The 25,836-nt window shown below is 45.5% G+C and carries 16 protein-coding genes and 1 pseudogene; 1 reads left to right on the top strand and 16 read right to left on the bottom strand.

All coding sequences use genetic code 11. From position 1 onward, the window contains the following. Positions 1-90: 90 nt before the first annotated feature. From FHS86_RS08350 to FHS86_RS08295, 12 genes and pseudogenes are all read right to left on the bottom strand, one after another. Positions 91-1,746 carry a sialate O-acetylesterase gene (locus FHS86_RS08350; RefSeq protein ID WP_429412546.1) on the bottom strand — a complete coding sequence of 552 codons (1,656 nt, stop codon included), beginning with the start codon at positions 1,744-1,746 and terminating at the stop codon, positions 91-93. A 31-nt stretch (positions 1,747-1,777) separates the two neighbouring features. Beyond that, positions 1,778-3,337, bottom strand: coding sequence for a carboxylesterase/lipase family protein (locus FHS86_RS08345; protein WP_429412545.1), 1,560 nt, complete (start codon positions 3,335-3,337; stop codon positions 1,778-1,780). 354 nt (positions 3,338-3,691) lie between these two features. After that, complete coding sequence (locus FHS86_RS08340) at positions 3,692-4,840, bottom strand: alpha/beta hydrolase (RefSeq protein WP_429412544.1); 1,149 nt, start codon at positions 4,838-4,840, stop codon at positions 3,692-3,694. Positions 4,841-5,195: 355 nt separating this feature from the next. Next, positions 5,196-6,374 carry an alpha/beta hydrolase-fold protein gene (locus FHS86_RS08335; RefSeq protein ID WP_429412543.1) on the bottom strand — a complete coding sequence of 393 codons (1,179 nt, stop codon included), beginning with the start codon at positions 6,372-6,374 and terminating at the stop codon, positions 5,196-5,198. Between the two features lie 13 nt (positions 6,375-6,387). Next, the gene (locus FHS86_RS08330; RefSeq protein ID WP_429412542.1) at positions 6,388-8,769 is read right to left on the bottom strand and encodes a glycoside hydrolase family 5 protein; all 2,382 of its coding nucleotides are present in this window, start codon (positions 8,767-8,769) and stop codon (positions 6,388-6,390) included. A gap of 324 nt (positions 8,770-9,093) precedes the next feature. Next, on the bottom strand, positions 9,094-10,473 hold the full coding sequence (locus FHS86_RS08325; RefSeq protein WP_429412541.1) for a glycoside hydrolase family 43 protein: 1,380 nt from the start codon (positions 10,471-10,473) through the stop codon (positions 9,094-9,096). Positions 10,474-10,489: 16 nt separating this feature from the next. After that, the gene (locus FHS86_RS08320; RefSeq protein WP_429412540.1) at positions 10,490-12,817 is read right to left on the bottom strand and encodes an endo-1,4-beta-xylanase; all 2,328 of its coding nucleotides are present in this window, start codon (positions 12,815-12,817) and stop codon (positions 10,490-10,492) included. A 168-nt stretch (positions 12,818-12,985) separates the two neighbouring features. Next, a complete protein-coding gene (locus tag FHS86_RS08315; RefSeq protein ID WP_429412539.1) occupies positions 12,986-14,056 on the bottom strand; it encodes an alpha/beta hydrolase-fold protein in 1,071 nt (356 codons plus the stop codon). A 409-nt stretch (positions 14,057-14,465) separates the two neighbouring features. Next, positions 14,466-17,078: a xylan 1,4-beta-xylosidase gene (gene xyl3A / locus FHS86_RS08310; protein ID WP_429412538.1), complete on the bottom strand. Its 2,613-nt coding sequence runs from the start codon at positions 17,076-17,078 to the stop codon at positions 14,466-14,468. Positions 17,079-17,131: 53 nt separating this feature from the next. Then, a complete protein-coding gene (locus FHS86_RS08305; RefSeq protein ID WP_429412665.1) occupies positions 17,132-19,018 on the bottom strand; it encodes a glycoside hydrolase family 97 protein in 1,887 nt (628 codons plus the stop codon). After that, positions 19,001-19,051: pseudogene (locus FHS86_RS08300) on the bottom strand (type I toxin-antitoxin system Ibs family toxin); the annotation flags it as partial. The gene FHS86_RS08305 and the pseudogene FHS86_RS08300, both read right to left, overlap by 18 nt. 36 nt (positions 19,052-19,087) lie before the next feature. Next, positions 19,088-19,924: an alpha/beta hydrolase gene (locus tag FHS86_RS08295; protein WP_429412537.1), complete on the bottom strand. Its 837-nt coding sequence runs from the start codon at positions 19,922-19,924 to the stop codon at positions 19,088-19,090. A 552-nt stretch (positions 19,925-20,476) separates the two neighbouring features. Between FHS86_RS08295 and FHS86_RS08290 the strand changes: the two genes are divergently transcribed. Beyond that, a complete protein-coding gene (locus FHS86_RS08290) occupies positions 20,477-22,906 on the top strand; it encodes a sugar-binding domain-containing protein (RefSeq protein ID WP_429412536.1) in 2,430 nt (809 codons plus the stop codon). Positions 22,907-23,061: 155 nt separating this feature from the next. Here the strand turns inward: FHS86_RS08290 and FHS86_RS08285 are convergent, their stop codons facing one another. From FHS86_RS08285 to FHS86_RS08270, 4 genes are read right to left on the bottom strand one after another with little or no spacing between them, the layout of a single operon-like run. Further along, the gene (locus tag FHS86_RS08285) at positions 23,062-23,595 is read right to left on the bottom strand and encodes a hypothetical protein (RefSeq protein WP_429412535.1); all 534 of its coding nucleotides are present in this window, start codon (positions 23,593-23,595) and stop codon (positions 23,062-23,064) included. 6 nt (positions 23,596-23,601) lie between these two features. Next, complete coding sequence (locus tag FHS86_RS08280) at positions 23,602-24,639, bottom strand: cell envelope integrity TolA family protein (RefSeq protein WP_429412533.1); 1,038 nt, start codon at positions 24,637-24,639, stop codon at positions 23,602-23,604. A gap of 10 nt (positions 24,640-24,649) precedes the next feature. Then, on the bottom strand, positions 24,650-25,057 hold the full coding sequence (locus FHS86_RS08275) for an ExbD/TolR family protein (RefSeq protein ID WP_429412531.1): 408 nt from the start codon (positions 25,055-25,057) through the stop codon (positions 24,650-24,652). Positions 25,058-25,068: 11 nt separating this feature from the next. Further along, positions 25,069-25,761 carry a MotA/TolQ/ExbB proton channel family protein gene (locus FHS86_RS08270; RefSeq protein WP_429412530.1) on the bottom strand — a complete coding sequence of 231 codons (693 nt, stop codon included), beginning with the start codon at positions 25,759-25,761 and terminating at the stop codon, positions 25,069-25,071. Between the last annotated feature and the right edge of the window lie 75 nt (positions 25,762-25,836).

Below are 25,836 nucleotides of genomic sequence, written 5' to 3'. Positions count from 1 at the left end.
ATTGGCAAATCAATTATTCCGGCATGAAAGTCGTGGCTATTGTCAGTACCACTTTTCCGGGCTTTATCCCAGCTTTTCATTTTAAAGACACTATGGCAAATTTTTCTTGTCCACTTTCCAAATGCTTGATTGAGAAAGTTGGCATGGATTCCCGGCAAACATTTTTCCGGCTTGCTGATCACCTTTCAACTGCCAATTAAACCAGGCAGTTGCCACGATGGCAAACTCACCGCCATGAGGCTGACCATAGGTACCACCATGTCCAACGTCCATGTTGGCAACGAAGACCGGAACATGGTTGATTCGTTTGTAGTCGTCCATTCCGTTGTTGTAGGCAATGTCGGATTCTCCTCCAAGCAAATAAAGTGTTGGGCTGTGTAATTTTGCCAGATGGTCTTTTTTCAATGCAGGCATACCCGGCATGCCGCCGCCATTTCCTATGATGCCGCTGTTGCAAACTACTGCGGTGGTAACACGTGGGTCGGGTGCCACTTCGAGGGTTTGTAAACCACCACACGACATGCCACTGACAGCAACTTTCGAAATATCAATTTTATTATAAAATACACCTGACTCATCGTTATTTTGTGCGATTGCCCAATCAATGGCATCTAAGAGTTGCGAAGAGGTCGACCTGCCGCTACCGCGCTCCCCTTCCTGCGGCATAGGCCCAATGGCAATGGTCAGAAAACCATGTGATGCCACTTCTGATAAAAAGTTGACGTGCTCCCAGGGAGAATTGGCACAGGCTCCATTCCCCCAGACAATAATTGGCAATTTATTTTTCTTCCCAAAAACGCTCAGGTCTTCAGGCCGAAAAACCGTATGGGTTGGAAGCGAACCGTCGGTGTACATGATCGCCTTGTATGCGCCGGTCCCTCCATCTTCAACCACTCTTTGAATTACACCCGACTGTTTTTCGCTGAGCAATGAAAGCATCTTTTCGCCATAGCGTTTACCCAGTATCCGGTAACCTTCGGCGGTAAAATGAAGCCCATCGGGCATACCCGGACATCCTTCCGAAGAAATAATATGGGCATTGGGAATCACTTCGGGCAAGAGAGCAATGAATTGGTTAAAGCCATAACATTTCCCTTCGAATTCGGCGCTCAACAGCTCACCCGCCAACAAGGGGGTTTTTGTTGGATCGAGGTCCAAATCGATCATTAAGTTGTCGTAAATGTCTTTTACTTTTTTTGTCCAAAGGCTATCGTTTGGGTTCGATTCTCCCTGATGCAGTAGAATGCCTTTGATCACGCCCTCCTTTTGTGCCAGTTTAGCCATTTCAACCAGCCTCCCATAAGGGTTTCCACCATAGTTTTTGATCCAGCCCTGCATCCAGCCGGGTGCGGTTTCAACATATCGCTGATAGTTCTCTTTGTCGAACAATTCAATTTTGCACCCTCCAACCGAAACGTTGATGATACCCACTTTTACATTCAAAGGCAAATTGTCGATGAGTGTACGGCCAAAATAATCGGCTGGTGAAATTCCTGCATTGCAATCGCAAAGCGGCGGAGTGGCCGTGTACCAGTTTCCCATTTTTCGCTCTTTATCGGGGCAATCCATGGCACTCATCATTTGAAAACGGGCATCCACAAGCGAATCCTGAGCTTCAGCCCGGGCTGCTCCTGCCATGTTCGACTGTCCAAAACACAGGTAAATGTGAAAATCGGGGTTTTGCGAAAAAGCATAACTTCCTGAAAAAAGAAGTACGATTAAAACGAGCAATTTGAATTTATTCATAACAATTAGAATTAGCGCTTAGTAAATAATTTTATTGGGCCCATTCCTTCCCTTCGGAAGAACGCCTCCATTGATAATACATGTCCAATACCTGAAGGGATGCCTCATCGGGTACCGGGCCTGGATAGGCATTGGGGCCTAGGTACATAACCACCGGATTTGCCTCGTTAAAAGCAGGCCATTGAGTTAGCCCATCGCCATTGGGATGCCCGTATTTGGCAAAGTTGGTCCAATAAGTAGCCATGGTTTCCGAAATGGATAAATCGGCTTCGCTTGTATTTTTCGGATCGAGGTTCATAAACACGAAAGGCACATCAACACCATGGGGTGTGCCATGGTCGGCCTGAGGTGAATATGCAGGGCGTTCGGGGTGTTGGTCGAAATAGTAATAGTACACATCCGATTTCCCTGTATTCGATTGAAGCCTTGCCCAGCTCCAGGTATGCCAGCCAAAGGCCGCATCGCGCATCAGATTGCGGGCCGAGCGGGGCAAGTTGTTTTCGCCAACCGGATAGGCCTGTATCAACGAATCGGCATACGGTCCAAAACGTTCCTTTACATTGGTGACGTATTCCTGTGGTGAACGGCCTGCCGGAAAACTAAGCCCCTCGTCGGAGTTATAGCCAATGAGCACCGGCACATCGTTATAGTTTCCAGCTTCATACAATTTGAACTGATCATCGGGAATGATATAGCCATCCACAATGGGCCAGCCGCCGGGCATGGTCCATCCACGGGGAATCAGCTTTTCAGCTTCGACTTTCCGAAGTTCTTCCATACTCGAAAGCCCAAAACCTTTCAGGTATTCAATACCATCCTGTTCGGCCTGTTGAAGGGTCTTCATGTTTTCGCCGGGATAGGTTGTGGAGCGGGTTGGTCCAAACGACCCTCCACTTTGCGAAATAGCCCCGTGGAACAAACCTTTTGCCAAGGGCGATGCGCACAACATGCTCACGGCAATTCCTCCGGCCGATTCGCCAAAAATGGTCACTTTGTCCGGGTCGCCACCAAAGGCTGCGATGTTGTTTTGGATCCACTGCAATCCGGCAATTTGGTCGAGCAAACCGTAGTTACCCGACACGCCGTTGGGGCTTTCGGCACTCAATTCGGGATGCGCCAGAAATCCCAGCTGCCCTACCCTATAAGCAATGCTCACCAGCACAACGCCTTTGCGTGCCAGATGCTCACCATTGTGAACTGGATCGGAGGTGGAACCAAAGCTGAAGCCACCACCATAGATCCAAACCAAAACTGGTAACTTTTCGTTGGCCGATTTGGCAGGTGTCCACACATTTAAGTACAGGCAATCCTCGCTTTTTCCCGAAACAGGATTTCCACCCTGCATGGGTGCCGGGGCATATTCGGTGGTTTGCTTTACGCCCTCCCAGTGTTCAACAGGTTGAGGCACTTTCCAGCGCAGTTCGCCAACGGGCGGTGCCGCAAAGGGAATGCCTTTGTAAATGCTCAAATCATCGGTAAGGGTTCCCTGGATGATTCCCCCTTCCACCTTAAGCTGACCAGGTTGAAGTTGGGTGCAGGCACTGATAGAAAATGCCAGTGCAGCTAGTATGAAAATGTATATGTTCTTCATTATAAATATTTTTTTGTGTTGGTAAAAGCTTAGGATTGCTTCTCCGCCAGTTGGCGGATCGCAATGACGTGCCATTGAAAGAATATTAAGGAGGAGGGTTGGCGGCTACGCCGCCAACCCTCCTCCTATCCCAATTAAACAATATTGAGCGTCATTGCGAGCGGAGCGAAGCAATCTGCTGTTCTATTTAACGTATTAATTTTTAGCAACATATCTTTAATTTTGGGCTAAAGCCCGTTTTTAATCCTAACTCATCAACCCCGACATTATTTGAAGGGCTTTTCATAACCCACTATTTCAAACCCAGGCAACATTTGTAGGGCTAATCATATCCCACCATTTCAGGTTTTTCGCTCAACTTTTTCTCCAAAGGTTGGGTAGAAAGCGGTAATACAAGAGGTGACGCCAGGTAGACCAGTCGTGGCCTCCATTTCCACCTATGTAATATTCATGCTTGATATCATGCGTGTTTAAAGCCTCAACCAGGCCCTGAACCCGTTGATTAAAAAAGCCCTGAGCTTCCTTCGTGCCTTGACCTACAAAAAGGTAGTCAACTTTCTCGTTGACTTTGGGATCAACTAAAAAGCTTTTTAGCGTTGTTTCGGCTGTTACATCACCGGCACTGAGAATACCAAAATTAGCAAACAAATCGAGCGAGCGGAAACCGATGAACATGCTGTGACGCCCGCCCATCGACAAACCTGAAATAGCCCTTCCTTTTGGAGATTGAATGGTACTGTAACTTTTATCGACTAAAGGAATGACCTGCTCCCGAAGCTCCTGCTCAAAAAGATCGAAGGTGAGTTCGGCATGCTGTGGATGATTCCGGTGAATGATTTGGTTGTTGGGAAGAACGATGATCATGGGTTCGGCTTTGCCCTCGGCCAGCAGGTTGTCCATGATGAAATTCACGCGGCCATCGTACACCCAGTTGGAAGGAAGTTCGCCGCTTCCACCCAGTAAATACAAAACCGGATAATTCTTTTTCGGATCGTAGCCCGGAGGTGTGTACACATAGAGTTCACGTTCGCCCTTGGTAACATTCGAATGATAAACATGACGGGTTACATTTCCATGCGGAACATTTTGTGCATCGTACCAGGCCGGTCCGTCACCATGTACAATCAACTGACTGTAAGGCGGCATGGCGGTAAAAGCAGCACAGGTATTGCTGGGGTCGGCTATTTGCACTCCGTCAATCCTGAAATGATAAGCATATATATCGACCGGCAGCGGGCCAATGGTCAGGGTCCAGATGCCCTCTTCGCCTTTTGAAAACGGGAGTGGATCACGCCCCAGATCAAGCGCGGTATGTATTGCCCCCGGGTTTAATTCAACCAATTCTGCATTGGGTGCTTTCACCCTGAAAGTAACCGTTCGGTCATCGTGCACTTCGGGGGAATTTAGCGGAGCACTGAAGGGAGTCAGACCTTCGGTGTTTTTCTGTGGCATATAATCGAGATTGACATTGGCCTGCTGTGCAATGCAAACTATTGTACTCAATAGGAATGCAAATGAAACTAGGATTGATAAAGGATGAATTATTTTCATACGACTAAAATGTTAGTTTTTAATGGTATCGTATGGAACTCGCATGAATTTAAATATCGCCTTGGGTGAAATTGATTTACATGCTCGTTTCATATTGTCCAATATTGTAGCTTCTTATTCAATTTTATTCCTTAGTAGTTTAATGCTACTTTCCGGCCAACGTGCAATCATTCTTTTATTTTACTAGCAACCGTGGCCGGTTTTAGTTTTTTCAGTTGAGTTCCGTCAGCTAATCCCGATGAAATATCGGGAGACGGCAATTCAAGCAATGTATTTCTATCTTCATTCTTTCCGAACAACAAAGGTGTCATTTAAAAAGCAATTGTGCATACTGGTAAAGGCTTCTTCGCCAGGTTTGCCATTCGTGGGCTGTTTCGGGCGATTCGTAATACACATATTTGATCCCCTGTCTTTCGAGCATCTTCCGAAAGGCGCCGATGGAACCCGGAAAAGGTTCGGGTTCTTTGGTTCCCAACCCTAGCCAGAAAACATCGATTTGTTCATTCACTTTCTTTCCATCGTTGAATTGTCCGCCGAGAAAAGTTGCCGGATCAATTTCGCTGGCGCTCGGGTAATTGGAAGTCCCGCTAAAACCACCGTAACTGGAAAACTTGTCGAGGTTGTTCATGATGATGCGCATGGTTTGATTGGCTCCCATCGACAAGCCCGTTATTGCGCGGTGTTTACGATCGGAAATGGTGCGAAACTTAGCATCAATCATCGGAATGATCTCAGTAATCATCACTTCTTCGAATACCGAGACCGGACGCGCATTGCCGGCAGTATGATCCTGCGGTTTATAAGCATAGCCATTGTCCATTACGATGATCATGGGAACGGCCTTTCGGGCTGCAATCAGGTTGTCGAGAATCAGATTGGCTTTGCCCTGGCCCGGCCAGCCGGTTTCATCTTCAAAACTTCCGTGCTGGAGATAAAGAACGGGGAAATGTTTGTCGGCCTTTGTTTCGTAACCCGGGGGAGTGTAGACAAAGCAACGTCGGAACGACCGGGTCAGTTTCGAGAAATAATTCACCTCGCTCACCAGTCCGTGTGGCACTTCTTTCATTGCGTAAAAATCGCGGTCGTGTGCCGGAATTTCAATACCACTGCCCCACCGGCCGGCACCATAAAAGTATTTGGTGCCGGGGTCGGGTACCGCTGCACCGTCAATATTCAACTGATAATAGTGAAAACCTTCGTCCTGTGGTTCCGATTCGCCGGTCCATAGCCCGTTTTCATCTTTCACTATGTCGTACTTTACTCCGCCAATGTCGAGCTGAACCAGCTTTGCTTCGGGAGCCAAAATTTGTACACGTACGCGCCCTTCAGAATTTACCTGCGGAAATGCTTTTCCGGGCTGGTTCACTTCCGAAGGTTTGAAATCATCAACTGCCTGGGCAAATACACCAGAGGGAAAACTTGTAAATACAAGTATGTTTACCCAAAACAGAATTAAAATGTACGAAAGCTTGCTGGAATTAGTCATTGTTGTGCCTATTTCACCTCCAAATTTTATTTGTCTGAACGGTTCCGTCGGACATGATCTTTTTTTCAATATAAAGCCCTTTCCTGTTTTCAATATTCACTATTCGTTGTCCGGATAACGTGAAATAATGAACGCTCACAACTTCTGCCCCTGAGGCATTGAGGTAGTCGAATGAAGTTTGCTTTTCAACATTTCCACTCAAAGATACTGATTTAGAAGATGCTCCGGCAGAAGACAACAGCAAATTGCCGGCAAAATCACCCGGAGACAGTCCTGCTTTTAATCGAACATAAATGTTTGTCTCCTGAACCTGTTTCTCTTCGGGATACAGGGTAAGCAAGTTTGTAAAATTTTCTGCACTATCCTGGCTTAATTCGAAACCATCTGGCACAGTCATCTTAATGTGATCGCTTATGTTTGTTCCTTCAACCAGGAATGCCTGACAGGCCGAAGGTCCTGAATCGCTAACATAGCTGAAACCGGAAAGCGAGGTAAGTTCATATCCTTCAGCATCATTCACATAAATGACCGGCGGATCATACTCACTTGAGTTGGAAAGAAATACCGTATCGATCACAAAAGGGTTGTTGCCATTTGACCAGAAACCGGCAATGTAAATATGCTCAGGATTTAGCGCTTTTCCATCATTTTTTTTGGCCTTGTTCAGGTTCACCACCACCTCACGTTTACTTCCAAATTTATACGAAGCAGGCGAACCCCAATAGCTTGGACCATCATAAATATTAAAAGCAACATCGGCGTTGTTGGCACTGCCCAGCTTAACAACAATGTATTTGAAGCCCGACAAATCGATGCCATCGTATTGCCATCCGCCAAAACCCCACTTGCCTGTACGAAGCGTTTTCGTGTTTTCGTCGAAGGTTCCGTTTTCCCAGATATCGGCATTGAAGAGTTGTTCATTTAACGGGAATGTTGTTGAAACAACCTGGAGCGAAACTTCCTTTTTGTTTCCCCTGGTGTCGGTGTAGGCTGCCTGAACACTTGCCTGACCTTCTTTCTTTGAGAATATTCGTCCCCGTTCAACCTGCACCACATCCGGGTTGCTGACCGTAAGCTGCGACAATGAGGCTACATTTTCGCTGTGACCATCGGCAAAAATTGCATTGATTTTCAAACTAACAGAGCTCTTGTTCAAAACGGTAAGTACCGTGTCGCCGTCGAGCTTTAAAACCGTCATCTCCAAATAAGAATCTTCTACTCCATCGAGACCGTATTCGCTGGCATAGTCCTGAAACCAATGATAGATTGGGAATGGACAAGCTTCGGGATCGGTCAGGAAATCGACCACATCGGCCGGCGCGGTGGAATCTCCAAATTGCGCCAACAATTCGGGGCCCGTAAAAAGCATCCAGCTCACGTTGCCACAATCGTCGGTAATTTTTTTGAAATTGGCACCAAAGCCATCACCCCCTGCCGTTCCTGTTATGTCTTTACCCCACGATTTGTCGTGTCTTTCGGGAGCCCAATCCATTTCTGTAACCATAATTGGAGCAAAATCGGCCACAGGCTGTACCTGCTTGTCCCATCCGCGTTGAAAGGGCTCATAACCATTGCCGCTGTTGAACCAACCCGGATAAACGTGCACGGCATAACCAATATTTTCACTCTCAATGGGATTAACGGCATAGCCGGCATAAAGTGACTGATACCCTAATCCCGGAACCCAAAGGATGTTGTTGCCTGAACTTCGGATGGTATCGACTATGGTTTGAAAGAAGGTTTTCAGATTGTCGAAATGGCCTTGCGTACCAGCGCCAAAAGTACCATCAGTTCCCATTATATTGATGGGTTCGTTAGCCAGTTCGAACATAATGCCGGGCCTGTCTTTCAGATTGGGATGTTTCGATACAATGCCCCACACTTTGATTAAATATTGATGATAGTCGTCGCCCACCTGAATATTTTCGGGGCTCACACCGGGAGGGCGCATTACCACGTACAAGCCTTTTGATAAGGCAAATTCAGCCATGGGAACAAACACCTCGTCGAGGTATTTTCTGAAACGTATTTCGTTAAAACAATTGTGTGCTTCGTGATAATCGGGTTTACAGCCTGGGGTATTGCTCCAGTAGGGATCCATGTGTAAGCGAAGAAAATTCATTTTCCAATCGGCCTCCAATATCTTGTCAATAAGTCCCTGGTTGTATTTCAGACAAGCATCCACATCATAATTATCCCATTTTGTCCCTCTTTCATTGAACCAGGGTGAATAGGTTTGTCCAAAACCATGCAGGTTCACGATATGTCCATGGCTATCTTTCAAATACCGGCCTTCAACACGAAGTTCGGGCATGGGCATTCCTTCCCAGGCTTTTACATGAATGGTTTGTAATAAAATCAAAAAGAAAAAACTGTAATGCAGAAATGACTTCATTCGTTTAAAATGTTTATGTTTTGATGTAATATTCATTTATTTATTGATAATAAGTACCTGAGTACCTGAGTGCCTGAGTGCCTGAGTGCCTGAGCCCATAAGTCCAAAGTCTCAAATCCTAAGATTACCCTGTTGAAGAAGCGAATCAATTATTCATTATCAATTTTTCATCTTCCTTCTTCCTTTTTCCTTTTCCTCAATCACTCAATCACTCAATGACTTTTTTGTCTTGATACCTGATACCTTTTTTTCCATCTTCTATCTTCCTTTTGTCTTGATTCTTGTGTCTTGTGTCTTGTGTCTATTATCTTAAAATCTGGCGCTCTATTTCAAAAGCCACCAGTTAAAATTGAACAACTTTTCGTTATCCCCTTTAAACACGAAACACAGATCGTGAACACCTTTAACTTTCTCCAGTTTAAAGGTTTGTGTTTCCCAGTTTTGTTCCCCGCCGGTATTTTTCACCTTGCAAATGCCCAACAACTCACCATCAACATCGTTCAGTCGTATTTCAATTTGGGCATTTTTAGAGGCGGAAGCAATGTTGGCTGCAAATTTCTTTGCGCCTTTACCAAAATCTACACTCCTCACCTGGATATAATCTCCATGATCGATTTCGGTCACATAAACACCGGCCTTGCTATTGGCTGCGGTTTTCACTCCTTCGGACCAGGCAATGGTTTCGGCTTCTACTTTCTTGTATGGATCAAGCGTCGATACGTTTTTGCTTACGCCTTCGTTGGTGGGTAAAATCATCGGGATGGTGCCATCTTTGTTGTACGTGAATTGTTCAACGCTTACCGAACGTTTAAAGCCTTCGCCTTCCGATAATTCCTGGGTATGGTAAAAGAAGTAGGAGTTCCCTTTGAAATCGATGATGCCCGGGTGGTTGGTAAAAGCAAGGTGTTCGGCCCGTTCCATGATGTAGCCTTTGTAACTCCACGGCCCTTCAATGGTAGGTGCAGTGGAATAGGCAATGTATTCCGGAATTCCTGCTGCAGCATAAATCAGATAGTAAAGGTCGTTTCGTTCATAAATCCAGGGGCCTTCGGTGTAAGCGATGCGAGGTTTTCCATCCCTGCCTTTGCTTGTCCCAAATGCAGTTTCGTCCATTTCTACTGCCACAATTCCATTTTCACCTATGCTGCGATCGTATGAAACCATGTCTTCATTCAATTTTACATACCACAATTGGGGATTGCCCCAGTAAAGGTAAGCCTGTCCGTTATCATCAATGGCAACTGTTGGATCAATATCCTGCCATACGTGGTCGCTGTCAATCAGGCGTTTTCCAATTGGATCGCTAAAGGGTCCGGTGGGTGAATCGGCCACCAGTACAGCCACTCCATCGCCGTGAATGGGACAATACAGGTAGAATTTACCGTTTCGTTCAATGCACTGCGGTGCCCATGCCCCGTTTGTTTTATCCGACCAGGCAAAATCCTTTAAGGAGGCAACGGTACCATGGTCGGTCCAGTTCACCATGTCGGTCGATGAATAACAGCGCCAGTCGTACATGGTGAAAAAGTTATTCACTGTTGAATCTTCGTCGTGGGTAGTGTACAAATACACCGTTCCATTGTACACCATGGGTGCTGGATCGGCAGTGAAATAAGTTTGAACAATGGGATTCTGTGCATATCCAGGTCCCATGCACCAACTGGTGATGAATGCTAAAATGAGAAAAATTCTGGTGCTATTCATTTCTTTTGATTTATGTTTATTTCAGTACTACTTTTCGTATAAACTGCTGCTTGTCTTCCCGGGTAAGTCTGATCATATAAATACCTCTTTTCAATTCAGCTAAATTAACATGAAGTTGATTACCGGGAGACATTCCACCATATACTTTAGCTCCCAGCGTATTGTACATTTCAATTTCAAACGCTCCGCCTTCGCAGTCAACTGTAAGCCGATCGGTAGCAGGATTCGGATACACCCTAATACCATTGGCAGACAGGTTAGCAGCGCTGACATTTGTTTTTTCAGGTAAAACAGATTCAGGACCGAAAGCATCGGCGCTACTTCCGTCGGCCGCTTTCAAGTTGCCGGGAAAATAGGCAACCGAAGTATACTCATCTTCGTTAACTGTTGTGCTTAAAGTTAGTAATAATGCTTTGTCGTTCGTGCTTTCAAGCTGAACTGCTTCCAGACCAATGCTCCTGCCTGAAAAGAATTTAAAATCGCTCCTTTTCAACGAGTTGCCATCAATGGCTTTATCGAATAACAAACGTACCTGATCAGTGCCATTGTGTTCGGCATTAATTAATTGTGGGCCTTTCAGCAATGCATCCGCTTCATGTAGGGTGAAAATTGAATCGGCATTTTCTTTCAATAACGGAACATTGAACACCTTGCTTACGCCATCCATTTCAACTTCGATGGTGTAATGCCCATGATAGGCAGTGAAAACCATCGGATCGACAGGGCTCATTACGGAATCAAATTGGGTGGTCCATTTAGTTTTGGTGTAATACAGCAAGGTATCAGCAGCCAGTTTGGGTTGATTATTGGCATCGAAAAATCCGGTGTTTTCACGCCATGCCCCTTTATCGTTAATTCCCCAGTGCATGATCCCAACGATGGATGGATGCGAAAAAGCAATGGTAAGCACTTTGATGTAATCGGCCGCTTGTTCGGCCTGGCTCAGGTTTCCACCATAGTCGTACTCGGTAAGTTTGATGGGCAAACCGGCTTCGGCGACAATGTTAATGTTGCTTACCAACTCATTGATTCCCGGACGGCAACAGTCCCAAAAGTGTGCCTGCATGCCCACACCTGTTACCGGTGCTCCCATTTCTTTCATTTTTAATATCAGATCACGGTATTCTTCGGCTTGTCCCCAGTTAAATTCCACATTATAATCGTTCACATACAGTTCGGCATCGGGGTCAGCCGAGCGTGCCCATTTAAAACAGTTCCATAAAATGGAATCACCAACAGTCTTCCTTAAATGATCGGCATGACCAGTTAATGGTTCATTAATCACATCGTATTCTTTAATAATTCCTTTGTATCGTGACACTTCACGAATTACCCTCATTTTACAGGTATCGGTAATGGCTTGCGGGGTGGGCAGGCTGCGCACCCATCCGGGCATCGAATGGTCGTCGTCGCCCCCCCACAACAGGGTATGTGCCCGAAGATCCCATCCTACTTTTTGTGTCCATCGTACAGCATTCTCAAAATCGGTGTAATTGGGGCTAGTATGGCGCGACTGTATGCCACTCCATTTGAACGAGTTGCCCGATACCCCCGCATTAAAATATTTGTACATGACTGCTTTCATCCATTGTTCGCTGCTGGCAACGGTATTTACATCGGGATCGAAAAAGCCTGCTTCTGAAACATATTCATTTCCGTTGGATGTTATCAAAGCCTGGCCGCCACAATTGATACGGATGATTTGATCGCTATTTAGCTCTTCGAGAACAATGCCCTTTAGTGCTACATTATCAAGTGAAGCAGTCAATTCAATACTGATCGCATTGGTGCCTGAAGTTAATGACAAACTGGTATCGATGGCAATATTCTTTCCTCCTGCCAAAGCATGCGTATCAAAATTATCGAGAAACATTTCACCATCAACCTTTACATCAAAAATACGGGCCTTGTTGCTCCCGTGATATATTTCGGCAAACTTCAAAGTTAATTTATATTCTTTCCCACGCTCTACAGGAAGAGAATAAGCCAGATAATCGGACCAGCGTTCAGTTTTGTAAATTTCGGCATCGGCATCTGCCTGGATGTTGCTATTTGTGCTGTATGTATTGCCCATGGATGCACCACCTTCATAAAAATCGAAAGCCGCACCAAAGGGAAATTCATGTTTGGCTAAACGAACAGCAACTTCTCCGGTGTAAGGCTCACCGTTATCGTCGATTATTTTTATACCATACATCCCTTTTCTGAGCGTATCGATACGCTGTTGGGCATTGTTGTACCACGTTTGATACGACTGGGCTTTCACCTTAAGAGGCCACAAAAAAATACTTCCTGAAACGAAAAGCACACTTAAGAATAAAAAAATCTTCTTTACTAATCTCATTTTAATAGGTTTTTGAATAGAATAGGATGCGCTAAAAGTACGCAGGCAGATAAAAAATGAGTTTTCAAAATAGATATTCAAGTTTCGATTTTAGACATTATTCAAAAAAACACCTTATCGTCAATGTCGATAAAGTGTTTTCTTTCAAGCTATAAGACTGTAATAGATTTAATCCTGAAAAAGAAGCTGGGCCAGCTGATGCAGGCTGCGGCGCCAGGTATGAAATTCGTGGGCTGTTCCTTCCGAGATGTAGTATTCAGCGTTAATCCCGCCAGATTTCAGTTCGGTCGCTGCGCTTTTAACTCCATCGGGGCGTTCCTTGCTTCCACAACTCATGAAAACGAGTTTCAGGTTTTTATGATCAGCCAATTCTTCCGACTTGTACACACCGCCACTGAACAAGCCATAATACGAAAATACATCGGGCCGGTTCAGGGTGATCAGCCTGGTTTCAAAGCCTCCCATCGAAAGGCCTGCCATGGCGCGGTTTTCCTGATTAGACAGGGTCCGGAAATTCGCATCTACATATGGTATCAATTCGTCAATAAGAACGGTCTGGAAGGGCTTGATGTCGAAATTGCGTAAGCCGCCGAAACTGATCTCGTTGGTCATGCCGTAGGTCATCACAATAATGAACGGCCTGGCCTTGCCCTCGGCAATCAGGTTGTCCATGATGAAGTTAGCCCGTCCCTGAACTGGCCACGAAGTTTCATTTTCGCAATAACCGTGCTGAAGGTACAAAACCGGATAGCGTTCCGACGATGCCTTGTCGTAACCCGGAGGCGTATAAACATACGCGCGGCGATCGGTTTTGGTACTTTCCGAAGGGAACCAGATTTCGTGCACATGGCCGTGCGGAACATCCTTCATGGCAAAAATATCCTGATCGTCGGATGGAACTTCTATACCACTTCCGTAGCGACAGGCGCCGTAAAAGAATAAGCTGCCGGGATCGGGAACCGAAGCACCGTCGATGTTCAGCTGGTAATAGTGGAAACCAACGTCCTGCGGGGCCGATTCACCGGTCCAGAGTCCGTTTTCATCTTTCACCATGTTGTACTTCACCCCGCCAATATCGAGCTGAACAGATTTGGCATCGGGTGCCATAATTTGCGTTCTTACGCGGCCTTCGGAATTAACCTGTGGATACGCACTTCCCGGCTGGTTCACCGGCGATGGTTGGAAGTCTTCGACTATTTCTGACTGACTGGTTTGTGCCCAACCAATATTTGTGAGCATGACCAATATGATTACTAAAGAGAAAAAATGATTTTTCATACTTGTAAAAATTAGTTTTCTATCTCAATATTTGAATGATAAAGATTTCAAACGTATAACTAAACTGCTCGTTTTATTATCATCACTACCATAGGAGTGACACTTCGTTAATGCCGATAACAGATTTACGTATTGGACTATTTCATAGAATATGATTCAACCAATTATTATTAAACGCTACCTACCGGCCAGAATACTGTCGTTCTTTTATTATACTGACTACCGTGGCCGGTTTAATCCTAGCTTTTGAATTCCGTCAGCTAAAGCTGACGGCAATTCAAACCCACCTTAGAACCTCCCCCTGTCATTTTTAGCATTATGCCCAAAATTTCTGACTGGTAACTCGGGATAACACTGTCGATTGTGTTATTTACATCAATGTTATAACGGCACTTTTCAGATCTTTGGCATCGGAACTGTTGCCATAAAGCACTTCATATTCGCCGGGTGTAACAGCCATTTTTCTTTGGCTCCAGTCGTAAAACTCGAACGATGAAGGGGTGAGTTCGATGGTGGCTGTTTGTGATTTTCCTGCTGCCAATTCCACCCGCTGAAAGCCGCGCAGGGTCTTCAATGGGCCTTCCACGTCGTTTACTTTGCGGATGTAAACCTGCACAATCTCGGTTCCGGCCCTTTTGCCGGTATTTTTTACAGGAATGCTTAACTGTGTATTTTCGTGGGCCTGAATGTTGCTTTTGCTGATTGTTGCGTTTCCAATTTCGAAAGTGGTGTAACTTAAGCCAAAACCAAAGGGGAAAAGCGTTTCGGTGGTATAACGATAGGTACGGTCGGTCATTGAATAGTCTTCGAAATCGCCCAGCTTGTCGGAGTTTTTATAAAAAGAAAGCGGCAGTTTACCCCCGGGATTGTAGTCACCAAAAAGCACATCGGCAATGGCTGATCCTCCCCGTTCGCCTGCATACCAGGCTTGCAGAATGGCATCGCAGCTTTGTGTTTCGGGTTCAAGGGCGATGGCCGAGCCCGAACAATTCACAAAAACCACCTTTTTACCGGCTGCTTTCAGGGCCTTCAGACAGTTGCGCTGAACTACCGGCAAATCGATGTTCGTGCGGTCGCCTCCTTTGAATCCCGGATAATTTACCGGCATTTCCTCTCCCTCGAGCCTGCCCGACAGACCACCGGCAAACACCACGGTTTCGATGCCTTTTAATTGATTCACCAGCTCGGTATAATCAACATCGACTTCTTTTCCAAAATCAATTTCGATGTTGGCCTGCCAGTTGTTGAGCTGTGCATAACGAATTTCAATTTTGTATGTCTTTCCTGCTTCGAAATGATAGGGAATTCGTGAAGGCAGGGTCCGCCAGTTATTGTAATACTGGAGTTGCTTTCCATTGACCAGCAATTCAAAATACCCGGTGGCTCCGCCTTTAAACACAAGCTCCTCCGTTTTTTTCGGGATGAATTCCGTTTCAAATAAGGCCGAAAAACCTTCGAGTTTTACTCCCGAAGCAAACTCATGCTGTCCGGCAGTAGTTTTCTTAATTGCACTGCTTATTTGTTGCGAAACAACAGGTTGTCCTTCCCGGTCGGGATTATTCCAGTAGGTGGCTTTAAACCCTGGTTTCCCTTCGAATGTAAGTTGCGAAAAATAGCTTTCGGTCACTTTGTCCTCAACCAGGTCACAGCCTTTGTCGTAGAAAATTTTCTTTTCGGGCAGCTTAGTTTTGATGCCTTCGAGAATGGAAATGGTTTCAATGGGTGTTCCGTTATAGTTCCCCCACAACATCACCTCGTCGTTGGCATTGGGCCCAATCACAGCAATTTTGTTCAACTTTTTTGATAAAGGCAGCACGTTGTTCTTATTCTGAAGCAGGGTCATGCTTTGTTGGGCCATTTCATAGGCCAGTTGCTTGTGCTCATCACTGTTGATAACCGATGCCGGAATTTGTGACCAGGGCACCAGGGCATCGTCGTCGAAATCGCCCAATTCGAAACGGCCAATAAGCACACGTTTTAAACTTTTATCGATATCCTCTTCCTTCATCAGACCGCGCTCAACAGCTTCGGGCAGGGTTTTGTAAGGATAGTTCTCCCACACGCATTCTACATCGGTACCGGCCAGCACGCCTTTGGCCGCAGCATGTACCGGTGTTGATGACACCTTGTGTGAGGTGAAGAAATCGGTAATGGCACCGCAGTCGGAAACTACAATATGCTGAAAACCCCACTCATCGCGGAGGATACGCTGTAACAAACGGGTGCTGCCACAGCAGGGCTCATCGTCCAAACGCTGGTAAGCACACATCACCTGACGAACATTGGCTTCCTGTACCAGGGCTTTAAAGGCGGGCAGGTAGGTTTCGTGAAACAGGCGCGGATTAACATCATTCAGGTTCAGTTCGTGACGGCTCCATTCGGGTCCTGAGTGAACGGCGTAGTGTTTGGCACAGGCCAGCAGCTTGCGGTATTTGGCATCTTCGGGGCCTTGCAAGCCTTTCACCACCTGGATGCCCATGCGTGATGTCAGGTAGGGATCTTCACCATAGGTTTCCTGCCCACGTCCCCAGCGCGGATCGCGGAAAATGTTGACATTGGGTGTCCACACCGAAAGGCTGAGGAAACGTTTGTTATCGTTACCACGCCTGAGATGCTGGTGGTATTTAGCGCGCCCTTCGTCCGACACCGCATTGAAAATATCGTAAATCAGGGCATCGTTGAACGAGGCCGCCATGCCAATCGGTTCAGGAAATACGGTTACACTATCGTTATTGGCGTATCCATGCAATGCTTCGCTCCACCAGTTGAATTTACGGATGCCAAGGCGGGGAATCGCTTCGCTCTGGTCGCACATCAAAGCAGCTTTTTCCTCAAGTGTCAGCCTTGAAATCAGGTCGGCAGCCCGCTCTTCGAAGCTAAGTTCCGGATTTTGAAAAGGATATTGCTGAGCAAACAGGTTATTGGTCAGAAAAAATATAAAAAAGAGCAAAAGAACTTTTATGTGCACAGATTGACATTTCATCTCATTATATTTTAAATTGTTATAAGGTACTCTTCTCATTCAATCGTTTATCTTCAATTCATCTGTTTTAAACTGGCGGCAAAACCTCCGCGACGGAGCATTTTGACCTCAATTTCCGAAGTTGTATCAACAAGCAGATATTGGGTAGAAAACGCTTTATCATGCGCTCCATCAGTAATTAAGGTGAGCTTGTATTTTATTCCTTCGGGTAAAAAGCTAAAATTTAATGTTTTGACCTTTTCTCCGTGAACCTCGGCATTGATTCCGCCGAGGTACCAATCGGTTCCTTTTCGGCGGGCCATTATTACATCTTTTCCGGGATAGCCATCCAGCAGTTGGGTATCATCCCAAGTGTTGGGAACCTGGCGCAAGAAGTTTTTAGGAGCATCAGGCAAAGCATCATATCCTTCGGGGCGATCGGCAAAATGCTGCATACCCGACTCGAACAAAACACTCAATGCCAATTCATGTCCATAAGAAGTTAAGTGCGGATGCTGCGAATTGGTGAAGGTGACCGGCGTATAATCCATCGAACCTACCACGTTTCGGGTAAAAGGCAGTATGGTATTGTGCACGGGCGCAGTAGTTGTGAGCTCAGGATTGTTGTTGTACCACTCGGCACCGCGAACTCCTTCGTAAGTCATCAGGTGTGGATAGGTACGTGCCCAACCGCGTGGCACCAGGCAACCATGAAAGTACACCATCATTTCATTTTGCGCAGCATCGTCCAATATATCAAGATAATAATCGATCATGTATTGTTTCTCGCTAAGGAAGAAATCGATTTTAACTCCAGCAAAACCGACACTTTTAAGCCAGGCAAACTCTTTCATGCGGTTTGCGTGCGTAAGCATCCGATCGACGGGTGTGGCAGTAATCCATTTGAACATGCCCGAGTTGTACCAAATTAATGGTTTCACCCCCTTCGACAGGGCATATTTTGCAGCATCTTCAACGTCTCCGCCGTTGGTCATGGCATCCCACTCCCAATCGAACAAAGTGTAGGGCCAATTCATGGCTGCAGCCAGATCGGTAAAACGACAAACAGTTTGAAAGTCGCGGGTTCCGTGATTATCCGACCAATAATTCCATGATGCCGCACCGGGTTGAATCCAGTCACTTTTTGTCAATACCGAAGGTTTCGAAACATCGTCGACCAGTGTTGATTCAACAATATCAGACAATTGCCCCATGATGACCACGCGCCAGGGTGATTTCCATGGAAGCGTAATATGCGGCAGCGCTTTTCCTTCGCCTTCATGCTCATAAGGCAAGGTGACTTTATACGCAGCATTTTCGGCATAGTTACTGAGTTTAGTGGCACAATACGAACGATCAATAGCTGCTTCATGCACCAAGTACCAGCAATTATTACCGTTTGCTTTGAACAAGGCCGGATAGCACCAGTCGCCTTTGTCCTGCGCCTTATTTGTTTCTTTGTATAATCCTTCGTTCGAGAGGTCGAACTTTTGTAACCAGCGGAGGGTGCTGTCGGGCACCAGATACGCTGTGTGTTCATCGGTAATGGTAAAACTCCCCTCTTTTTCCGGAAACTCGTAGCGAAAAGCCACTCCATCGTTGTAGGCCCTGATAATGAGATTCATTCTTGCTTTACCGGCATTTTCGAAATTCACAACAATTTGGTTGGCCGAGTTGCTGCATTGACTCCGTTTTCCGTGAATGGCGGTGTATTGTTCGTTAATTCGAAGTGGTTTTCCGGCTTTCAGTAACTTTAATTCATTGAAGAAATCCTGATCGTTGCGCGAAAGACCAAGGTCAATTCCGCCAAGCACCTCTGTTGTTGAACAACTGTCAGTATAGTTCACTTGCAAGTACCAATTGCCTCTTTCCTGGTTTTGCCTGTTTAACAAGTCGATATTTATTTTACCATTTGGTGAAACAACCGTGGCTTTTTGAGACTGCGCCGGAAATGTTGAAATTACAAGAAGCACAACAATTATCAAATGCTTCATTCTTTCCATAATCATCATTAATCCTGTTTTCTTATTCTAATATCTAAAGAGCATTGGGGTATACAAATACAGGCTTTCTTTCCATACTTTGAAATCATGAGCTCCTCCCGGAAAAACATGATAGATGTGAGGCACTTCATGCGTATTCAGGTAATCGTGTGTACGTTTACTTATTTCAAGCAGACCGTCCTGATCGCCACATGAAAGAAAAAGCAGATTTAAATGAGTTTTGGCTTTGTCCGGATTGGGGAATAGTTCGGAAGGCATTTTGGTGTTGGGAGCCGATGAAAAGCCGCCCACCCACGAAAATTTATCAAGGTTGCCCAATCCAAAGTTAAGCGACTGTCCCCCTCCCATCGACAATCCGGCAATGGCGCGGTGTTGACGATCGTTTAATACTGTATAGTTACTTTCGATATAAGGAATCAGGTCATTCAGAAGGTCTTTTTCGAAGTTTGCGAAGGCTGCCACCTTGTCGGGAGCAAAGATGTTTCCGGTGGCCCGGTCGTCTTTCATTGCACGTCCGTTGGGCAACACCACGATCATAGGTATCAGTTTGCCATCGGCATATAAATTATCGAGAATGATGTGTGGAACGCCCCCGTTAAACCATTCTTTTTCGTCGCCTCCAATGCCATGCAAGAGATACAGTACGGGATATTTCTTATCGCTTGTGTAAGCCGGTGGGGTGTATACAAGTGCCTTGCGCAAAGCACCTACCGTTTCTGACTTGTAACTTACGGTGTCTATTTTTCCGTGGGGAATGTTTTCCCTGTAAACATCAAAACCATTGGGTACTGGATGAATCGTTCCCTGAGCAAATAATAAATGAGCTGCAAATGTCAGTAAAAGTGAGAGTAGAATTCGTTTCATAAAGAAATGCTTTAGTGCAAATGTGTAAATTTAAGCGCTACAGCCAGAAAAACTTTTAGATATCAGATATGGCTTTTTTGAAATCAGATATTTTAAAGCTTTATTCTTCCTGTCAAAACAGAGATCGATCAACACGCTCTTCCTTTTCACAGAAAGAAACCATTTCCTTACTTCCTGACGAACCAGGGTTGCTTTGCTATGAATTTCAGAATTTCAGCTACAACTTATGCACTGTTATCAAAACATGAGCGAAGCGCTTATCCTTTTTTCTGTTTTGAAGCAAAATGCTTCAAAAATTAGTTCTGATATCCAGTTAATTCAATTTTTTCTGAAATTAAATAGAAGCACTGAAAATGAACGCGACAAGCCAGTCAGCTATGCAGTACATTATTTTTTTCAGCTGATTATTTATCACCTTTTGCCGAGTTTTTGACCTGTATCCTTCCTTCGTTTTTCTATTTTTATGCATCTTTTTTCCATTTAACTTTAAATGGAAGACCAAGACAAACAGAAACGAAGACGCAGCGTCTTATAACAAAAAATATTAAAAAAATGAAAGCACATTTGAGCTCTTTCGTATTAAGCATCATCCTGGCCGTTCTGTCGCTGAACCTGCAGGGTCAAATTGCAACAGGAACATCGGAAAAAATAAATGATAACTGGAAATTCTCGCTTTCGGATGAAGAAGGATACAGTCAATTGGCTTTTAACGATGAAAAGTGGAGAACGGTCAATCTGCCTCACGACTGGAGTGTGGAACACCAGCTAAGCCCAACACTTGCGAGCTGCCAGGGGTATTTGCCGGGAGGAATTGCCTGGTACCGGAAAAAGCTGCAAGTTCCGGCGACAAAAGAAGGAGAAATAATTTATCTCTATTTTGAAGGAGTTTATAACCGAAGCAAGGTGTACTTCAATGGTCATTTGCTGGGTGAACGTCCCAATGGCTATGTATCGTTTATGTACGATGCCACAGAACATGTGAAATACGGAGAAGAAAATGTGGTAGCTGTAAGGGTTGATCACAGCCGGGCAGCCGATTCACGATGGTACACCGGTTCGGGCATTTACCGCAACGTGTGGTTGCTTACTGCTCAGCCTGTACATTTTGAGCAATGGGGTATTTTTGCTTATGGATCGGAAGTAAGTGAGCAAAAAGCAACGCTGAATATTGAAGTTTCCATCAAGAATGAAGAAAAAACAGCAATACAAGCCGAACTGAGCAACACTTTGTTCGACCAGAACGGAAAAAAGGTGGAACAAACATCTGCTCTTATCAAGCTGGCTCCCAACAGCAGCCATACACAAAAAATGCACATGAGCATCAACAGGCCGGAACTTTGGGGCATCGATCATCCCAATTTATACACCCTCGAAAGTAAGCTGATCAGTCAGGGCAAAGTACTCGATGCATCGACCACTACCACTGCCTTCCGCAACATACAGTTCGATCCGGATAAGGGCCTGACCCTGAATGGTGAAAACATAAAACTAAAAGGGGTTTGTCTGCATCACGATGCAGGCGTGCTGGGTGCAGCGGTTCCTGAGCTGGTTTGGAAAAAACGGCTCGAGACGCTTAAAAGCATTGGTTGCAATGCCATTCGTACAAGCCATAACCCGCAAGCCACCGCCTTGTACGAACTTTGCGATCGCATGGGCTTTCTGGTAATGAATGAAGCCTTCGACGAGTGGGAATTCCCCAAGCGCAAGTGGCTCGAAGGATGGAACGTCGGCAGTCCCGGCTTTCAGGGATCTTATGATTTTTTTGAAGAATGGAGTGTAAAAGACCTGAGCGACATGGTACTACGCGACCGTAATCATCCATCCATTTTTGCATGGAGCATTGGGAACGAGGTAGATTACCCCAACGATCCCTATTCGCACCCGGTTTTAGACGGAACAGCCATTACCCAACCCATGTACGGAGGATATAAACCCGATGCTCCCGATGCCAACCGACTTGGCGACATAGCCCAACGACTGGTTGCAACAGTGAAGCAGTACGACACTTCCCGACCTGTTACCGCTGCACTGGCAGGTGTTCGCATGTCGAACGAAACGGAATACCCTGGTGCGCTTGACATTGCCGGCTATAATTACACCGAAAGTCAATACCATGAAGACCACAGAAAATATCCAGAACGTGTGATTTACGGAAGTGAAAACCGTCACGACATGGAAGCATGGAAAATGGTCAGAGACAATGACTTTATTGCCGGCCAATTTTTATGGACCGGCATCGACTACCTGGGTGAAGCTGGTCGCTGGCCATCGCGCGGTTTGTATTCAGGACTGATTGATTTCAGCGGAAACCTGAAACCCCGCGGACACTTCAGAGCCAGTTTGTGGAAAGATGAACCGACCATCTACATTGGTACTTATCCGGTATGGGGCAACAGAAACCGTGAATCGATCGATGCATGGCCCAACTGGAATTACGATGAAGGACGCACCATCAAGGTGAACTGTTATACCAATACCCCGAAAGCCAAATTGCTTCTTAATGGTATAGAAGTAGGCGAAGTAAAAGATTACGACGACAGCGACGGCATTATTTCGTGGGAGCTACCCTTTGCCCCCGGAACACTAACAGCCGTTGGACTCGACGAAAACAACAAGGAGCTTTGTTCCTTTGAACTGGTCAGTTCATCACGACCGACAGCCATCAAGGCCCACAGTGAAGAGAGCACCATCAGTAAAGATCGGGGCCTGGCCATGGTTAGGCTAACGATCGTTGACAAAGATGGAAATCCAGTTTTTCTTTCCGATGAACTGATCACTTGTCGGGTTGAAGGCCCCGGAAAATTACTTGGACTCGAAGCGGCCAATAATTCAGATATGACCAATTATAACGATAACCGTCACCGGGTATTTCACGGAAAAATGCTGGCTTACATTGAAGCGACAGGAGAAGCAGGCGAAATCAATATCCATTTTTCGGCCAACTGGCTCGAAGATGCAAAAGTTAAGATCGTGGCAGAATAAGGTGGATAAAAAAGCAAAACACCTAATCTGCTATTAATCACATCATTGGTTGTTATTTTTCAGAGGAAAAAAAGAAAGTAATTGAAGGAAATAAAAGACAATTGCATCGATTGGGGGCAATAAGATTGTAAGGGCTTATAGAGAAAATAACACGCTCAGCTGATTGGCTTGCTCTGCTTTGAAAAATAGTACCAGAGTCCAAAAATGAAAAGATAAATAAGGCCCTGAAAAATGAAATGATGGAAGAGATCCATTAAATGAGGAATGCGCATTACAATAATACTCAGGGCCGCCATGCGCATTGCATTCAACAGATAGATCAACACCAAACCACATACAGCAAACCTAAGCTTTAGCCTGATGTTGCCCGGATACGCAATAATGAAAATAAGATAGATAAAAAAGAGATTGACCGCCAGGCAGTCGTAAACCACTTTTACTGCCCCGGCCGAACCATTGATCCACAGCAAATTCTTCTCCGGATCGATTATTACATCAAAGCCAACCAATTGAAGGAAAAAGCGGGCAACATACACATAAGTAGTACCCAGCCAGTGGAAGAACATTAAATACTGTCCCTGAAGCAGCATCCATTTACGGATTATTCTCCACACCAGGTAAAGCGCTCCACCTTTTATGAGAAAACGGTTAAGATCGCTTGCAGTCCGAAAACGATCAATCAGTTTCATGTACTTCTAGTTAAGTACAAACTTATAGGTTATGCTTCCAACCTGAAAGGCGGGAGCATTTACATCTTCGTTAAAACGGGTTGAGAGTGCTGCATTTCTGGCTGCATTCAGCAGCGCCGGATTAAGGGTTGTTGAGCCCCGTTGGCCTGCCTCGGCCTTGGTCACCTTCCCATATTTATCAACAGTAATTTTAACAACCACGGTACCTTCCTCGTCACCGGGGTATTCGGGTTTTCGCAGGTTTTCGGCCGAACGACCCGAAAGATTGTAGGATATTCCTTCACCACCGCCCAAACCGTAGCGCTCGGCTCCTGCGGTTCCGGTGCTGGTTCCCTGGTTTCCGCTACCGTAGGTAACGCCCTGTGAACCTGAGCTGCTGGTGTTGTCATTCTGTCCGGCAGAACCACCAAATGCATTCTTTGTACGGCTGTTAATGGCCTCTATTTTTGCTTGTTCTTCGGCAAGGCGAATACTGTCCTGTCGACGCTTTTCGGCGATGCGTCGCAATTCAGCCAGGCGGGCTTCCTCTATGCGCTGGAGGCTGTCGCGTCGTCGCTGTTCAGCCAGTGCCCGCTTCTGTTGCTCCAGTTCTTCCTGTTTTTGCTGTTCCAGTTTTTCTGCTGCCAGTTGATCTTCCAGTTCCTTTTTTATACGGGCTTCTTCTTCGAGGCGTTTGCGCTCGGCTTCTTCTTCCGCTTTTTTCTTCCCCTGATCAATAGCCACTGTTTTCTCATGCTCCTGGGTCATCATTTCCTCAGGGCCTTCATTGTTAACCGGTACGGGAGGCCTTGCCTGTTGTACTGGCGGAGGTGGCGGTGTGAGCTGTTCCTGTTCAGCTTGCTGTGGAACCTGTGGCGTGCGCCTTGGCGCAGGTTCTACCTTTCCAAAGCCATTATCGCTGTTACCAAAATCGACCAGTACCCCTTTCTCGTCGGGCAGAGGCAGCGGAGTGAAAAAACCAAAGCTAAGCAGCAACAGTAAAACTGCTGCATGAAAAACGATGGTTAAAATAAATCCTTCCTTATGTTTTTTGAAGTAACTCACAAACAATGTATTATTTCTCAGGACTGGTAGCCAAAATCATTTTGTACTTATTGCGCCGTGCAATGTTCATGATTTTCACCACCTCATCAATAGGAACGTCTTTATCGGCATTTAACGAAATATAAAGGTCCTCATCGCCAACAATCGTTTGCTGTAAAAAGGGTTCTATTTCGTTGAATCGCACCTGCGTCAGATTACCGTTGTTGTTTACGTAGTATTTCAGGTCGCTGGTAATCGAAATGGTAGTAATTGCTTTTGCCTGTGTCTGATTGTTGCTTTGTGGCAACAACAGTTTCAGTGCATTGGGTGCTATCAGTGTCGAAGTAACCATAAAAAATATGAGCAACAGAAACACAATATCGGTCATCGACGACATACTGAAAGCTGCACTGATAGTATTTCTCTTTTTTAATGCCATATCTACCTTGCTTAAGCTGCGGGTTCGTTCAGTAAGTCCATAAATTCGGTGGTAGAGCCTTCCATTTTAAATACCACATTTTCGACTTTCGCAACCAGAATGTTATAGGCAAAATAAGCAACAATACCTACGATAAGACCAGCTACGGTAGTAACCATTGCCTGGTAAATACCTGATGAAAGCAACGTTACATCGATATTGTTACCTGCATTGGCCATGTCGTAAAAGGCCTGAATCATTCCCATTACTGTGCCAAGGAAACCAATCATGGGAGCACCACCGGCCACACTGGCAAGTAAAGGAAGACCTTTTTCAAGCTTTGAAACTTCGAGGTTCCCCACATTTTCAATGGCAGCACTCACGTCGTTCAAGGGGCGGCCAATACGGGTAATTCCCTTTTCAATCATGCGGGTGATAGGTTTATTGGTTGATCGGCACAAAGCAAGTGCTGAATCGATTTTACCTTCCTGAATATTTTGTCTGATCTGACTCATCAGGTTCGCATCGATTTTAGATGCTCTCTGAATGGCCACATATCGATCGCCAAAAATGAAGATGGCAATCAGCGACAAGAGTACGATCGGTACCATGATCCACCCGCCTTTCATGGCCAGATCCCAGAAGTCGAGCGTAATTCCTTCGGCTTCAACTCCCATTGCATCGGTTGCAGCCTGATTTACCTGTAATAGAAAAAAAGTTAACATACGTTGTTTTTTATATCCTGATAGTAATTAACGATAACTTGTAGTTTTTATTACCACTCGGGTAATTGCTTCACA

The organism is Roseimarinus sediminis, from assembly GCF_050433125.1.
Classification (GTDB): Bacteria; Bacteroidota; Bacteroidia; order Bacteroidales; family Prolixibacteraceae; genus Roseimarinus; species Roseimarinus sediminis.
Note: the sequence above shows the minus strand (reverse complement) of the source record. Positions and strands in the feature narration are given on the sequence as shown.